This is a genomic window from Ligilactobacillus pobuzihii E100301 = KCTC 13174, assembly GCF_000349725.1.
Classification (GTDB): Bacteria; Bacillota; Bacilli; order Lactobacillales; family Lactobacillaceae; genus Ligilactobacillus; species Ligilactobacillus pobuzihii.
Map to the genome: position 1 here is coordinate 369,523 of NZ_KB714693.1, position 14,088 is coordinate 383,610.

The 14,088-nt window shown below is 38.7% G+C and carries 10 protein-coding genes; 6 read left to right on the forward strand and 4 right to left on the reverse strand.

Translation table 11 applies throughout. The annotated features are described in order from the left end of the window. Window positions 1-454 precede the first annotated feature (454 nt). The 4 genes from LACPOB_RS0105755 to LACPOB_RS0105775 form a co-directional block, all read right to left on the reverse strand. The gene (locus LACPOB_RS0105755; RefSeq protein ID WP_017867880.1) at window positions 455-1,783 is read right to left on the reverse strand and encodes a replication-associated recombination protein A; all 1,329 of its coding nucleotides are present in this window, start codon (window positions 1,781-1,783) and stop codon (window positions 455-457) included. 1,247 nt (window positions 1,784-3,030) lie between these two features. Next, a complete protein-coding gene (locus LACPOB_RS0105760) occupies window positions 3,031-3,462 on the reverse strand; it encodes an Hsp20/alpha crystallin family protein (protein ID WP_017867881.1) in 432 nt (143 codons plus the stop codon). A gap of 280 nt (window positions 3,463-3,742) precedes the next feature. Further along, window positions 3,743-5,500: an AarF/UbiB family protein gene (locus LACPOB_RS0105765; protein WP_017867882.1), complete on the reverse strand. Its 1,758-nt coding sequence runs from the start codon at window positions 5,498-5,500 to the stop codon at window positions 3,743-3,745. A gap of 584 nt (window positions 5,501-6,084) precedes the next feature. After that, complete coding sequence (locus LACPOB_RS0105775; RefSeq protein ID WP_017867884.1) at window positions 6,085-6,714, reverse strand: carbonic anhydrase family protein; 630 nt, start codon at window positions 6,712-6,714, stop codon at window positions 6,085-6,087. Between the two features lie 186 nt (window positions 6,715-6,900). Here LACPOB_RS0105775 and LACPOB_RS0105780 point away from each other — a divergent pair, with 186 nt between their 5' ends. From LACPOB_RS0105780 to LACPOB_RS0105805, 6 genes are all read left to right on the forward strand, one after another. Further along, complete coding sequence (locus tag LACPOB_RS0105780) at window positions 6,901-9,744, forward strand: sigma-54-dependent transcriptional regulator (RefSeq protein WP_017867885.1); 2,844 nt, start codon at window positions 6,901-6,903, stop codon at window positions 9,742-9,744. A 306-nt stretch (window positions 9,745-10,050) separates the two neighbouring features. Further along, window positions 10,051-10,569 (forward strand): PTS sugar transporter subunit IIB, encoded by a 519-nt coding sequence (locus tag LACPOB_RS0105785; protein ID WP_017867886.1) that lies wholly within the window; start codon window positions 10,051-10,053, stop codon window positions 10,567-10,569. Between the two features lie 67 nt (window positions 10,570-10,636). Beyond that, a complete protein-coding gene (locus tag LACPOB_RS0105790; protein WP_017867887.1) occupies window positions 10,637-11,632 on the forward strand; it encodes a mannose/fructose/sorbose PTS transporter subunit IIA in 996 nt (331 codons plus the stop codon). 29 nt (window positions 11,633-11,661) lie between these two features. Then, a complete protein-coding gene (locus LACPOB_RS0105795) occupies window positions 11,662-12,471 on the forward strand; it encodes a PTS mannose/fructose/sorbose transporter subunit IIC (protein ID WP_017867888.1) in 810 nt (269 codons plus the stop codon). Between the two features lie 18 nt (window positions 12,472-12,489). Continuing rightward, complete coding sequence (locus LACPOB_RS0105800) at window positions 12,490-13,419, forward strand: PTS system mannose/fructose/sorbose family transporter subunit IID (RefSeq protein WP_017867889.1); 930 nt, start codon at window positions 12,490-12,492, stop codon at window positions 13,417-13,419. Between the two features lie 106 nt (window positions 13,420-13,525). Continuing rightward, window positions 13,526-13,945 (forward strand): DUF956 family protein, encoded by a 420-nt coding sequence (locus tag LACPOB_RS0105805; RefSeq protein WP_017867890.1) that lies wholly within the window; start codon window positions 13,526-13,528, stop codon window positions 13,943-13,945. The last annotated feature ends 143 nt before the right edge of the window (window positions 13,946-14,088 follow it).

A 14,088-nucleotide genomic window follows, 5' to 3' on the forward strand; every position in this document is an offset into this window, starting at 1 on the left:
ACTTTGGTCGCAAAAGCTACACCATTACATGTCGGTTTTAATCTTCAAACCTGGCAAGTAGAAATTCATAATGATGATCGATTAACGAGTGTAAGTCAGGTTACTTTGAGTCGTGTGGGTAATAAAGATCATCATTAAAAACAGAATGGAGAAAATTTAGCAGATAACTAACACTAAATGATCACAAAATAGCTTAGTCAAAAGTTTCGATTTTCGAAACGTAATCAAAAAATAGGGACATAGGGTGTCTGGGACATAACTAGCTGTGCTATCCTAAAAAAGGCCGTCGATCTAACCAATTAAATGATTAGATCGATGGCCTTAAATACGTTTTAAAAGATTGAAACATTAGTGTAACAACGATCCTTATACAGGTTGTTTTCTTTGCTACGACTCAAAACAATGTAATCATCGTGACAAATCGACTTCAAAATGTCCTTTGTTTTCCTCTGTATTAATGATCATCGTGTTTTTTATGCCACTGTTTGATATAGTCGAGTCTTTGTTTAAAACGTGTTTCTTTTCCTTGCTCAGTCGGTTTGTAGTACACATGACCCTTGATCTCTGGCGGTATTGTTTCCATTGCAGTCAGTTTATCTGGACTTTGGTGAGCGTACTGATAGTTTTCTCCGTATCCTAGATCGTCCATTAATTTGGTTGGGGCATTTCTGATCTGCAAAGGGACCGGTAGATTGCCGTATGATCTAACATCTTTTTTAGCCATCAAAGAAGCTTTATAACTAGCGTTAGACTTGGGTGCGAGCGCTAGGTAAATTACGGCTTCTGTCAAGTGAACATCACATTCAGGTAGGCCGATAAATTGGCAGGCCTGAAATACATTAATGGCGACATTTAAGGCGTTAGTGTCTGCAAGGCCAATATCCTCACTGGCAAAACGGACTAAACGACGAGCAATATAAAGCGGATCTTCACCACCATCAATCATCCGTGAAACCCAATAAACTGCGGCATCGACATCACTATTACGCATGGATTTGTGTAAAGCTGAAATAATATTGTAGTGTTCCTCACCTTTCTTATCATAACGAAGTGATTTTTTCCCTAATAATTGGTGCAGAGTATCATGGTCGATCGTGACTTTTTTTCCGTTACGTTGACCATTGAGGACTGCCATTTCAAGCGTATTTAAGGCATTACGGCCATCACCGTTAGCAAAAGCAGCTATTTCTCTTAAAGTATCATCGGAAATATTGATCGATAAATCGGGAAATCCCTGCGAAGAATTCAGTGCATGCTTTAAAAGTTCTACTAATTCATCTAGTTGCAGTTCTTTTAGGACGAAAACTTTACAACGAGAAAGTAGGGCAGAGTTTAATTCAAAAGATGGATTTTCCGTCGTGGCACCAACCAAAATGATACTGCCTTTTTCAACGTAAGGTAAAAAGGCGTCTTGTTGCGCTCTATTAAAGCGATGGATCTCATCAACAAAAACAATTGTCTTTTCACCCATTTCACGCGCTGCTTCAGCATCTTGCATGATCGATTTGATTTCCTTGATACTGGTTGTGACTGCACTAAAGGTCAAGAAGTTGGCCTGTGTTTGGGCGGCGATGATCCGCGCCAAAGTAGTTTTACCAACACCTGGTGGTCCCCAGAATATCATGGAAGACAGTTGGTCATTGTCGATCAGTTCTTGTAAAACTTTTCCCTGGCCAAGTAAATGTTTTTGTCCAACAAACTCAGTTAGATTTTGTGGCCTGACTCGGTATGCTAAAGGGGCATTGTTATTTTCATTTTGGTCAAAGATAGAAGTTTGTTTCAAAATATTTCCTCCTTCCGCTGATTTGACAAGTTTATTATGTAACTTTATCAGTTAAATCGCAAACATACGTTTTAGAAATGATCATAAATTTGAATTACTTTCCTGATCAAAAACAAAAAGGAGAGCGGGACAAAAGTCGTTTTGAAGCCGGTATGTAACGTCGTTTACGCCATTTTTGGCCGTAGCAAAGCGCAGGGAAGGAATGGCGTAAATGGCATTACATTGAGGATTCAGACTTTTGAAACGCGTTTATGCTATAAAAATTACAAGCGATAATTTGATTATTTTTAGCAAAAGAAGAGACTGGGATATTGTTTTGTCCCAGCCTCTTTTTAACTACTGTTTCTAATACTTAATTGTTTTTTGACAGTAAAAATAAAATGCATTTGATTACCTAACTATCCTTTGAAGTCATCTTAATATATTACATATTTGATTTTAGACAATAAAAAAGTCCAGGCCCGCGGTTACATTCATACATATCATCTTGGAGGTTCACGTGTTTCTCCTAAGATATTCACACATCAGGGGCACTGGACTTGTTGGTTTCGTAAGGAAAGATCGTGTTTCCGCAACCCTAGTTGAGCAACTAGCTTCTGCATATTTTTCATTGAACTACAATTGCTCCCTTACCCAGACTTCGGCCAACACCGGTGTTAAAAATCTTATGACCAGCCCGTTTTGGGTTTACGGATCTTAAAAACTTCATGTTGACTTCATCACTTCCAATTGACTAAATTATTTGTGGTTGAAACACATCTCATGTTGGTTCAATCACCCTCTAAAGAAGAATCTTTCTGCGTTTGGAACTTTCTCATGTTGGTTCCGACACCCTCGATCATATCCTCTATTTTGGTTGAATCTAGCGGATTTTCTTTCTTTAAAAATTTAATTATTTTTGTTGCTATATTCAGTTGTCTGACTCATTAACTGAGCCCTGATCTTTCCTTACACCTATTTTATAACACACTGCCAAGATTTATGCAACCGTTATCACTTAGAAAAATAACGTTTTTTAAGGTTATTGTTTTAAGTCTTAGAAATCCTATGATAGCAATGTTAATTGGCATTATGATTATTAAAATAGTAGGGGGAAACAGCAAAAACAAGAGCCTGGGACAAAACCAGCTGTGGAGTCTAAAAGGTCCGTCGATCTATCCCAATTAAATGGGTTGAATCGACGGACCTTAAACGTGTTCCAAAAGGTTGAAACATCTTTTGTCTCACTCTCGGATAGTTAACTTTGATTATTCAATTTCAATTTTATGCGTTTTGCTTTGACCTTCAGTTGTTTTCGGTAATGTGATAGTTAAAACACCATCTTCATATTTAGCACCGATCTTTTCATGATCAACATCAGGGAAGTTGTATTGACGGGTAAATCTACCAGAGCTACGTTCACTTGCGATCATGTTGCCTTCTTTGTCACTACGATCAGAAAACGATTGGCGTTTGGCAGAAACAGTCAATGTATTATCTTTAAAATCGATCGAGATATCTTTCTTGTCAACACCGGGAACATCGATTGCTACGGTATATCCTTCATCAGTTTCTTGTACGTCACTTCGTAATTCCTTGAAAGAATCACTTAAGTTCATTAATGGACGACCAAAGTTCTTGAAAAATTCATCCCCAGAATCCAACAAATCATTAAAACGGTTAGAAATATCGTTAGCCATAACAACAAAACTTCCTTTCTATAAATGAATGATATTGTTACATAAAATAGTAGATAGGGATAAACGGGCTAAAGAAAATGTTTCTTTTAACTCATTCCTCACTATTAATTCTATACGCTTTTAGCTGAGATGCAAAGAAAAAACACTAAAAGGTCAAAAAAGTCAAACTTCAATTCAAAGACCGTCTAGCCTAATTTAAAAACATTTATTATGATATGTCATTAAAATAAGCGACACCTTGAATGCCCTTCGATCATCGTCTTTTAAGATGATAATTACGTCACTTATTTTTATGTTTAAAACGGATCCATAATGAGTCCAAGACCATCAAAACGATGACAATAAATGAAATGATGTAACCAACCACACCTAGTTTATAAATTGCAGGGTGTTGTGCACTTCCTTGAACTAACAGCGAAGATCCTAAGATCAAAGCTGCTAAAATGATCGCACTCACGAGACGATCAACGATTTTACCAAAATTGACAAATAATGCTTCCTGTCCTTTTAAAGAGATATTGAGTTTGGTTTGTCCATTGGTAAAAAGGTTGATCAATTGCTCCAGTTTAAGTGGGATCTTAGGCAAGGAATGGACTGACTGCATCAGATCTAAACTACTATCTTCCAGTTGCTTTTTCCAATTAAAGTGGTTGATGAGATATTCTTTGGCAAATGGGCGCGCGACATCCATCATTTCCATGTCAGGATCTAACTCAGCCACGATCCCTTCTAAAGATGCGAAGGACTTGACTAATAGAGTTACTTCTGATTTGGCTTGTAGGTTATTATCACGACACAAGCTGATAGTATCAAACAGTAAACCGGCGATGTCGACTTGACCTAGCCCCATTTGCATATAGGGTTGTAAAAAGAGCGCTAATTCTTCAAAAAACTTTTCCTGGTCGACTTTACCTGTTCGATTACAGATCGACAAGATAGCCTTACCGATCGTGCGCGTATCTTTAGTATTCAAAGCGAGAACTATTTGAATGATCCCGTCGACTAGGTTAGGCGTTAAACGTCCCATCATTCCAAAGTCCAAGTAAGTGATCCGATAGTTCGGTAAGTCATCTTCCGCAGTCAAAGTAGTTTTTTTGCCACGTGTTTTTCGCTGAAATTGAGCTACTTTGTTTTGTTCTTTAATGTCTTTTGGATCCAAATGATTGAATAAAATATTTCCAGGATGCGGGTCGGCGTGGAAAAAGTTATCTACGAAAACTTGTTTGACAAAGTTGCGGACTAGAGCTTGTGCAACATCTTTACGTTCTTGTTTTTGTTGTTTTGCCTGTTGTTGATTCTTACTCAATGGTTCTTGCATGTAGTATTTAATACTTTCACCAGGCATATAACTCGTGACTAAGATTTTTTGTGCAGAAACTTCATAGTAAGTGCGTGGAACAGTGATGATGCCATCTTTGTTGTTTAGGTTATAAAATTCTTGTCCGTTTTTGATCTCGATCTCGGTATTGATTTCTGTAAATAATGCGTCTTTGATCTCGTTAAAAATTTCTTCCGGATCTATCGCACCGATCTCAGGTCCAATTTTTGAAATATTGACTGCTTTTTCAAATAACGACATGTCGGTCTCGACTAGTTCTTGAACTTTTGGATGCTGAACCTTAACGACCGCGGTTGTTCCGTCTTTAAGTAGAGCACGATGTGTTTGTCCGATCGAAGCTGAGGCAAATGGATCTTTATCAAATTCAGCAAAGACATCATCGATCTCTTGGCCTGTCTGTTCTTTAAATATTTGCTCGACTGTGGAGTAGGGGTCGATCTGTACGTTATCTTGTAGCTTACTGAATTCATGTGTATAAGCAGGTGAAACTAAGTCTGGACGTGTTGATAAAATCTGTCCGATTTTAATAAAGGTCGGTCCAAGCTCTTCAAATCCTAAACGGACCTCTTCCGCATTTTTTTGCCTGATAAAGTTACTGAGCATGTCATGTTCCCGAATAACATGGACGATTTCAAGAAGCCGCTCACGTTTGGTTTTCCGGGCGATATTTGTTGTTTCATTGGGAATGTCGTTAGCCATCGGATCACATCCTTTCTAACAAAGTATCTTAACATTATTCTAGCATTTTTTAGTACCTAGACCTATCTTTTACGGTCGGAAAAGCTGGGTTATTTGTTGGGATATTTTGAATAATAAAAAATATAAAAAGTTAATCATTACACATTTAAAATGACAAAATGGACAGGCTCGGATTTAAGTTAGTCACTCCAGCTGTTCTGTACGCTCGGAGTCAGCTTTCTATGGTAGAGTGGGATACTTTTAATCGTGTGGCAGCTGCCTTGACCGATGTTTGTCCTTGCAGGATGCTAGTAACGGCTTGGAGACGCTCAGCTAAAATTGTTTTGTTGATTCTTCCAGACATAAAAACTCTCCTTAACAATAGAATACGGATTTTGTTTATTTCCGTGTCTACTATAAGGAGAGTATATCAATTAAATGGGTTAGATCGATGGACCTTAAACATGTTCCCAAAGACTGAAGTCATACTGTAACAACGATTGCGTGATTCTTGTCCACCCCTTTGCTTCGACTCCAAATTATACGATCGTCGTTTTAAATTGGTGTCAAAGCGTCTTTTGCCTCACTTTCTCTTTTTTTATCGATTATTTTGTATAGTAAATAACTTCTCTGCCATTTAGTGGTTGGGTCTCGCGGTGGTTTTCAGGGTAGTCATTGTGTAGTGCTTTTTTTGAACTATTTGAAATGTAATGTGGTGTCGTCAAAACGACCCAGGTTACATCAGCAGTTAAAGGTGGTGTGGTCAAAGAACCGGTATATGTGACATGAGAGAGGTCATCTGGTAGTAGTTTGGATAGTTCATTGATCTGCGCATCTTCGGAATAGATCTGGTTAAGCGCTAAGCGTTCAGCTCGTTGATCATTAACTTGGCATAAGAGTGCGAGGACTAAATTGGCCCCGTTTTCGTTTTGATACACAAAGTGGATCTCGCCATCTAGTCGTTGACCCTTAAGTGTATGTTCACTGCCATCGTGAAAATGAATTCGCTGTAATTCATATTTGTTGTCAGCAATAGTTAGAGTGCCATTAGCTAAAAATTGGTCTCCATTTGCTTGAATCTTTTTAATGATCTGTTTGTTAGAAGCAAAAGTTAAAGCTAAAGGCTGCTTATATAAGGTTTTATGTGTGGTAAGCGTTAAATCAATATCGATCGGTGATTCTAAATTTGAAAGTGATTCCCAAGAATTTTGTAACGCGTAGTCTAGATATTCCATTTTATTTACCTCTTTTTTCTGAAGTGATTTACCTAAATTGATACTGTAGCTAGTGTACCAAAAATATCAACGGCTGACATTGATTTAAAATGTGCCAATAAGGCCTGGGTGTGGAATAAGACTTCAGTGTGTTATAATTGATACAGTAATTTTGTCACAAAGCATAGTCCAGAAATGAGGAAAAATATGACACGCCGTGAAAAAATCTTAGCTTATGTGAAAAGCCAAGCGAAGGCAAATACTCAAGGCTTGACGACTTTGGCTATTTCTGAAGCTTTAGGCTTGATACGTTCTAATGTTAGTAAGGAGTTAAACGCTTTAGTACGTGAAAATATTTTGCGAAAAACAACTGGACGTCCCGTACGCTATTTATTAGTTGGAACAAAAACACAGTCTTCAACACAAAATAGTACAGAAAAATCTGTCACCTTACATGCTAATAAAAGAAAAAATTCTACTGTGCAAGAACAGCAAGAAAAAGTCACTGCTTCGATGGATGAAACTGATTTTTTTGAAACGATGATCGGACGTAACGATAGCTTAAAGAATCAAGTTGAACAAGCTAAAGCAGCTATTTTGTATCCACCACATGGCTTAAATGTATTGATCACTGGGCCAACTGGTTCAGGGAAGACTTACTTTGCTAATGCTATGTATCAGTTTGCCTGGGGGAAGAACGTTTTGTCCCAGGAAGGCATGATAGTATTTAACTGTGCGGATTATGCTCATAACCCACAGTTATTGATGTCACAATTATTTGGGTATACTAAGGGCGCTTTTACTGGCGCAAATGAAGATAAAGACGGACTGATCCAACAAGCTGATGGTGGAATGCTGTTTTTAGATGAAGTTCACCGTCTGCCGCCGGAAGGTCAGGAAATGATTTTTTATTTTATGGACCACGGGACTTATAATAAATTGGGTGAGTCTGGTAAAAAGCATTATGCTGATGTGCGCTTAGTGTGTGCTACAACAGAAGACCCAGAAAGTTCTTTATTGCAAACATTCGTCAGACGGATCCCGATCATGATCCAGATGCCAGCTTTTAAAGAACGGACAATGCGTGAACGTGTTGCCATGATGAAACGGTTATTGACGATCGAAGCTAACCGGATCCACCGGAATATTAGGTTGAATGAAGACGTTGTGCAAGCGTTGATCGGTAGTGTGACCTATGGGAACGTGGGACAGTTGAAGTCAAACATTCAGCTGGTTTGTGCCCAAGGCTTTTTGGGGAACATTAACAATGAAACAGAAATCAAATTAGATTTTGATACGATGCCGGCAAATATTAAAGATGGGCTACCGCGCTTGGCCTCTAACCGTGATGAGCAAAGTAAATTAACGAAATTGTTGGAGCCGACGATGGTTATTCAACCGGATAATTTAACGACTGCTCCTGCAGATAGAGATAATTATGAATTGCCGTATAACTTATATGAAGTGATCGGTGAAAAAGCACAAGTTTTGCAAGATCAGGGTTTAGATCAAGCTGCGATCAATAATTTTATCATGACTGATATTAACGTGCATTTGAAATCATTTTATAAAAATGCCAAATTTGACCGGACAGAGAAGAGTTTCAATGAGATCATAGACCAAGACATCGTTGATATTACCAATGAAATCGGAGCTTTTCTAAAAGAAGAACGTTATGATGTCGGTGAAAACTACCTATATGGAATGAGCTTGCACATTAGTTCATTCATCAAACGTGTGCAGTCTGGTAAGCCATTGCGGCGCGTGGCTAATAACATTATTTCAATGGTCAATGACTATCCGCGTGAATTTGACTTGGCAAAGAAAATAAAAGAAATGCTGGAAGAACATTACCAGATGCCAGTCCCAGATTCGGAACTGTATTATTTGGCGATTTTGTTAGCCTCCTTAAAGGCTGAGCCAGAAACCGGTAAAGTGGGGATCGTTGTTGCTGCGCACGGAGATAGCACAGCTTCTTCAATGGTTCATGTTGTTAGGCAGCTTTTATCGGCTGATAATTTGGAATCATTTGATATGGCACTAGAAATGGATCCGCAAACAGCCTTACATGGTATTGCACGTAAAGTTAAACGAGTCGATCGAGGCAATGGAGTTTTGTTAATGGTAGACATGGGTTCGCTTGGAACTTTTAATAACAAACTTGAAGAACTGACTGGAGCTTCAGTTAAGACCATCGACATGGTAACAACAGCGATGATTTTAGAAGCAGCTCGTAAGTCATCATTGATCGATAGTGACCTTGATCTGATCTACCATGAGTTAACTGAATTTAACGGTTATTCACGGCCAGTTATGGACGAAGATCAAGATAATGTTAGCGTAGGAGTCGGTGATTCTAGGCAACGGGCGATCGTCGCTTTATGTGCGACGGGACAAGGTACAGCCCAGAAAATCAAAAAAATCTTGGACGGGATATTAGTTGACCATTTGATCGATGATATTGTAGTGATTCCGATCTCTGTTGTGGAAATGGATAAAACGTTGGAAGATTTGAAGCGTAATTATCATATTATCGCGACTACGGGGATCACAAGACCACAGATCCCTGTTCCATTCATTTCACTGGAAGATCTATTACAAGGCGGCGGTGAAAAATTCATTAATATGATCGAAAAAATGGGGGATGAAAGAAAAATTGATAATGCGTCCGTTAACTTGGAGAGTTCTGAAAATCTAACTGAACAAAAAGCCCAGCAATATCTGGCACAGTATTTTACATTTATCAATCCCAAAAAATTGATCGGTGTTTTATGGAATTACTGTGATTATATTGCAGAACGAGTTGATTTTGAATTTACAAATGCTCTACGGATCAGTGTGGTCATGCATTTGGCGGGTGCAATTGAGCGGTGCTTAACTAATTCACCGATCACGGCTTCTGATAAAGAGATAGAAAGTGTGCGTTCTGAACAGCTGTATCAAATCATATTCCAAGCAAATGAGTTGCTTGAAACTACGTTGAATTTGAAACTTTCAGAAGAAGAAGTTTATTATATCGTTAAATTGTTTGATACTGAAGGCGTAAAATAAGATACACTATTGACCTGATACACTATTTTGTGTATCAGGGTTATTTTTTAAGAAATTATAAATACTGTTAAATAAGCTTATAACTATGATACACAAAAGTTGGCACGAAATTTGCTACATGTTTGGTGGAGTGTTTTGAATATAGTTTTCTCTTAGATCGTTTTGACCGTTAGAAGAATTTGTTATCATGACTTTTCCATTTTTATTTAAACGATAACATTTCGATCAAAAGAAAACGATGTTTAAAATTTCCACAGTACATTTTAACTTAATTTACCGTTAGATTGAGTGAACGAGGGTGATCCCATGGAAGTTCGGTTGATGCGTGTTGACAGTCGGTTATTGCACGGACAAGTCGCTACGAACTGGGCAAAAGTTTTGAAAGTTGACCGGATATTAGTTGTCTCTGATCAAGTTGCACATGATAATATTCGCAAGACATTGATCAAACAGGCTAGTCCACCTGGAATCAAGGTTCACGTGATACCTTTAATGAAGATGTTACGTATTTACTTTGATCCACGTTTTAACGATTTTAAAGCGTTGATTTTAGTGGAAAACCCACGTGACGCACAGACTTTGGTCGAAAATGGGGTCCAAGTTAAGCTAGTTAACGTTGGCGCACTTAGCTTTAATAGTTCACGACAAATGGTTACTGATAGTATTTCAGTCGATCAAAAAGACGTTGAAGCTTTTACTTGGCTGCATGATCAAGGGGTCAAGTTAGATATCCGTAAGGTATCCGGAGATCCTTCAAAAGATCTTTGGAAGGTGTTAACTGAAAAAGGCTTAGTAAAACGTGAACCAAATAATATTCATGCTTAGCATAAATTAAGTTAATGGTATATTAAATCCGAGTTATCGGAAAATTTTATTGTGGGAGGTACACAAAATGGTAGGTATTATCCTCGCGAGCCATGGTAGTTTTGCGGAAGGCATTTTTCAATCTGCTCAAATGATTTTTGGCGAACAAGAAAATGTCCAAACAGTTACTTTAAAACCAAGTGAAGGCCCGGATGATGTTCATGCCAAAATGGAAAAAGCTGTTGCCACATTCGACGATCCAGAACAAGTTTTGTTTTTGATCGATCTGTGGGGCGGTACACCATTTAACCAGGCAAGTAACATTTTCGAAGACCATAAAGATACTTGGGGGATTGTAGCTGGTATGAACTTACCGATGGTCATCGAAGCATACGCATCACGTTTGTCTATGGATTCAGCACAAGAAATTGCTGCTCATATTATCCAAACGGCAAAAGATGGTGTGAAAGTTAAACCAGAAGAACTAGAACCAAAAGCACCTGAAGCTGCAGCAACAGAAGCTAATGATGCGCAACCTAAGGGAGGATCGATCCCTGAAGGAACTGTGATCGGTGACGGCAAGATCGATTATGTTCTTGCTCGTGTTGATTCACGTCTACTCCACGGACAGGTTGCTACTTCATGGACAAAGGCGACTGCTCCTAATCGGATCATCGTTGTCTCGGATGGCGTTGCACACGACGACTTGCGTAAGAACATGATCATGCAGGCAGCCCCTCCTGGTGTTAAGGCCAATGTTGTACCTGTTTCTAAGATGGAAGAGGTCGCAACTGACCCTCGTTTTGGTAATACTAAGGCTTTGATCTTGTTTGAAAACCCAGAAGATGCTTTACAAGCTATTCAAGGTGGGATGGATCTAAAGGAACTTAATATTGGATCAATGTCTCATTCTGAAGGTAAAGTTGCTGTTAACAATGTTTTATCGATGGGACCTGAAGATGTAAAAGCTTTTGATGAATTGAAAAAGATGGGCGTTCAATTTGATTTACGTAAAGTACCTGCGGATAAAAAAGGTAACTTTGACGAATTAGTTGAAAAAGCTCGTAAAGGATTAGGCTTGTAAGCCTTTAAAAATGAAAAGGAGGGTATTTCATGTCTGCTATTTCAATGATCTTAGTAGTGATCGTGGCGTTTTTCGCCGGCATGGAAGGTATCTTGGATCAGTGGCAATTTCATCAACCATTAGTTGCATGTACGTTGATCGGGTTGGTTACTGGACATCTCACTGAGGGTATTATGTTAGGTGGTTCATTACAAATGATCGCCTTAGGTTGGGCCAACGTTGGCGCTGCTGTTGCGCCTGACGTTGCTCTAGCATCTGTTGCTTCAGCTATTATTTTAGTACAAGGTGGTCAGGGAGTTCACGGTGTTGGTTCTGCTGTAGCCTTGGCTATCCCGTTGGCTGTTGCTGGCTTATTCTTGACAATGATCGTTCGTACTGTAAGTACGGCTTTTGTTCATTTGATGGATAAAGCTGCCAAAGAAGGAAATTCCAAGATGATCGACTTTTGGCATTATATCTGTCTAGCTTTGCAGGGATTGCGTATTGCGATTCCAGCAGCTCTTTTATTAGTTATCCCAGCATCATCAGTTCGTGGCATGCTAGCTGCAATGCCTGACTGGTTGAATGATGGTATGTCGATCGGTGGTGGCATGGTTGTTGCCGTTGGTTACGCCATGGTTATTAACATGATGGCTTCACGTGAAGTATGGCCATTCTTTATTATTGGTTTTGTAATTGCTGCACTTTCTGACTTAACATTGATCGCTATTGGTGCTTTAGGTGTTGCTTTGGCATTAATGTACTTGACCCTTGATAAGGGTGGTTCAAATAGTGGTAGCAACAATGGTGGAAGCAGTAATACTGGTGACCCATTGGGCGACATTCTCGATGACTATTAAAATAAGGAGGGAAATACAATGGCTGAACCGGTAGTAAGTGAAAAAACAATTAGTTTATCTAAAAAAGATCGTATTAAAGTAGCATGGCGTACACAGTTCCTACAGGGTTCTTGGAACTATGAACGTATGCAAAACGGTGGCTGGTGTTATTCAATTATCCCAGCGATCAACAAGTTATATGAAAAGAAAGAAGATCGAGCAGCCGCTTACCAACGTCACTTGGAATTCTTTAATACTCATCCATATGTAACTTCACCAATTCTTGGTGTAACATTAGCTTTGGAAGAAGAACGTGCTAATGGTGCCCCAATCGATGATGCTGCAATTCAAGGTGTTAAGGTCGGTATGATGGGTCCTTTAGCTGGTGTTGGTGATCCAGTATTTTGGTTTACTGTTCGCCCGATGCTTGGTGCTTTAGGTGCTTCATTGGCTCTTGGTGGTAACATTGTGGGACCTATCTTGTTCTTCATATTGTGGAACATTATTCGTCTAGCAACTATTTGGTATACACAAGAATTTGGTTACAAAGCAGGTAATGCTATTACAGATGACTTATCTGGTGGTTTATTACAAATGATCACTCGTGGTGCATCTATGATGGGTATGTTCGTGTTAGGTGCTTTGATCGAACGGTGGGTCAATATTGACTTCCAGCCTGCTGTTTCAAAAATTCAGCAGCAAAAGGGTGCTTATATTGATTGGAATAGTCTACCAAGTGGTAAGGCTGGCATTCACGAAGCACTTTCACAACAAGCGGCTGGACGTTCTCTAGATAAAGTCAAGGTCACTACCTTGCAAGACAATTTGGATGAACTGATCCCAGGGCTTGTTCCATTGTTACTGACGTTCTTATGTATGTGGTTATTAAAGAAGAATGTATCTCCAATTGTAATTATCCTTGGTATCTTTGTCGTAGGTATTCTCGGTCACGTTGTTGGACTTCTTTAGAATCAATAGGTAGTAAGATGTTTAACGGTCTCATTGCAATTGTACAATGGGATCGTTTTTTGCTATAACAGGGAAAAAGTAGTAGGTAAAATGGAGGTATTTAGCAATGTTTGGCAAGAAAAAGAAAAAAAACAAGTATGAACGTGTTAAGTCAATGAATACTAAAGTTGACTTAGTTATTCGTGGGACCTCACATGTTGGTATGAATAGTTATGGGGAGATCATGGTTGGAGATCAAGCTTTTGAATTCTATGATGAAAGAAACCCTAATAATTATGTTCAGATCCCGTGGAAAGAAGTCAACCTTGTTGTTGCCTCCATTTACTTTAAAGGTAAGTGGATCCCAAGGTATGGATTTCAAACTAAGAAAAATGGCATGTTGAACTTCTCAAGCAAAGATCCTAAGAAAGTCCTACGTTCTGTTCGGGTCTATATTGAACCTGACCATATTGTAAGATCGTTGACTTTCTTTCAGGTCCTTAAACGTGGTTTAAAAGCGATGGTTTCCAAAAAAGATAATGAATAAGATGTTTGTTTTAGACTAGATCATGTTTCGTGGTCTAGTTTTTAATGTTGGGAGATTTTAAAATGAAGTTAGCCAATTAAAAAAATTAACACAAAAAACGCCATAGTGGCGAAATATCGTTTATCATATTAGTTACCACACAA

Bases quoted from the DNA above. Each gene is read 5' to 3' on its own strand.
- LACPOB_RS0105760 (WP_017867881.1), bottom strand. From the start codon at position 3,462: ATGGCTAACGATATTTCTAACCGTTTTAATGATTTGTTGGATTCTGGG.
- LACPOB_RS0105765 (WP_017867882.1), bottom strand. From the start codon at position 5,500: ATGGCTAACGACATTCCCAATGAAACAACAAATATCGCCCGGAAAACC.
- LACPOB_RS0105775 (WP_017867884.1), bottom strand. From the start codon at position 6,714: ATGGAATATCTAGACTACGCGTTACAAAATTCTTGGGAATCACTTTCA.
- LACPOB_RS0105780 (WP_017867885.1), top strand. From the start codon at position 6,901: ATGACACGCCGTGAAAAAATCTTAGCTTATGTGAAAAGCCAAGCGAAG.
- LACPOB_RS0105785 (WP_017867886.1), top strand. From the start codon at position 10,051: ATGGAAGTTCGGTTGATGCGTGTTGACAGTCGGTTATTGCACGGACAA.
- LACPOB_RS0105790 (WP_017867887.1), top strand. From the start codon at position 10,637: ATGGTAGGTATTATCCTCGCGAGCCATGGTAGTTTTGCGGAAGGCATT.
- LACPOB_RS0105795 (WP_017867888.1), top strand. From the start codon at position 11,662: ATGTCTGCTATTTCAATGATCTTAGTAGTGATCGTGGCGTTTTTCGCC.
- LACPOB_RS0105800 (WP_017867889.1), top strand. From the start codon at position 12,490: ATGGCTGAACCGGTAGTAAGTGAAAAAACAATTAGTTTATCTAAAAAA.
- LACPOB_RS0105805 (WP_017867890.1), top strand. From the start codon at position 13,526: ATGTTTGGCAAGAAAAAGAAAAAAAACAAGTATGAACGTGTTAAGTCA.